A 1,283-nucleotide genomic window follows, 5' to 3' on the forward strand; every position below is an offset into this window, starting at 1 on the left:
CCTGGGGAGTACGGCCGCAAGGTTAAAACTCAAATGAATTGACGGGGGCCCGCACAAGCGGTGGAGCATGTGGTTTAATTCGATGCAACGCGAAGAACCTTACCTGGTCTTGACATCCACAGAACTTAGCAGAGATGCTTTGGTGCCTTCGGGAACTGTGAGACAGGTGCTGCATGGCTGTCGTCAGCTCGTGTTGTGAAATGTTGGGTTAAGTCCCGCAACGAGCGCAACCCTTATCCTTTGTTGCCAGCGGTTCGGCCGGGAACTCAAAGGAGACTGCCAGTGATAAACTGGAGGAAGGTGGGGATGACGTCAAGTCATCATGGCCCTTACGACCAGGGCTACACACGTGCTACAATGGCATATACAAAGAGAAGCGACCTCGCGAGAGCAAGCGGACCTCATAAAGTATGTCGTAGTCCGGATTGGAGTCTGCAACTCGACTCCATGAAGTCGGAATCGCTAGTAATCGTAGATCAGAATGCTACGGTGAATACGTTCCCGGGCCTTGTACACACCGCCCGTCACACCATGGGAGTGGGTTGCAAAAGAAGTAGGTAGCTTAACCTTCGGGAGGGCGCTTACCACTTTGTGATTCATGACTGGGGTGAAGTCGTAACAAGGTAACCGTAGGGGAACCTGCGGTTGGATCACCTCCTTACCTTAAAGAACCTGCCTTTGTAGTGCTCACACAGATTGTCTGATGAAAGTAAAGAAGCAAGGCGTCTTGCGATTGAGACTTCAGTGTCCCCTTCGTCTAGAGGCCCAGGACACCGCCCTTTCACGGCGGTAACAGGGGTTCGAATCCCCTAGGGGACGCCACTTGCTGGTTCGTGAGTGAAAGACGCGTGCCGAACTATCTCAAAACTCATCTTCGGGTGACGTTTGAGATATTTGCTCTTTAAAAATCTGGATCAAGCTGAAAATTGAAACGACACACAGTTAATGTGTGTTCGAGTCTCTCAAATTTTCGCGACACGATGATGTTTTACGAAACATCTTCGGGTTGTGAGGTTAAGCGACTAAGCGTACACGGTGGATGCCCTGGCAGTCAGAGGCGATGAAGGACGTGCTAATCTGCGAAAAGCGTCGGTAAGGTGATATGAACCGTTATAACCGGCGATGTCCGAATGGGGAAACCCAGTGTGATTCGTCACACTATCGTTAACTGAATACATAGGTTAACGAGGCGAACCGGGGGAACTGAAACATCTAAGTACCCCGAGGAAAAGAAATCAACCGAGATTCCCCCAGTAGCGGCGAGCGAACGGGGAGCAGCCCAG

The 1,283-nt window shown here is 51.1% G+C and carries 1 tRNA gene and 2 rRNA genes; all 3 read left to right on the forward strand.

Annotated features, from left to right (window positions below):
• Positions 1-661 (forward strand): 16S ribosomal RNA (locus MKS11_RS27365); the annotation flags it as partial.
• A gap of 85 nt (positions 662-746) precedes the next feature.
• Positions 747-822, forward strand: a tRNA-Glu gene (locus MKS11_RS27370).
• Between the two features lie 190 nt (positions 823-1,012).
• Positions 1,013-1,283 (forward strand): 23S ribosomal RNA (locus tag MKS11_RS27375); the annotation flags it as partial.

This window comes from Klebsiella sp. K5-45, assembly GCF_030128605.1.
Classification (GTDB): domain Bacteria; phylum Pseudomonadota; class Gammaproteobacteria; order Enterobacterales; family Enterobacteriaceae; genus Klebsiella; species Klebsiella quasipneumoniae.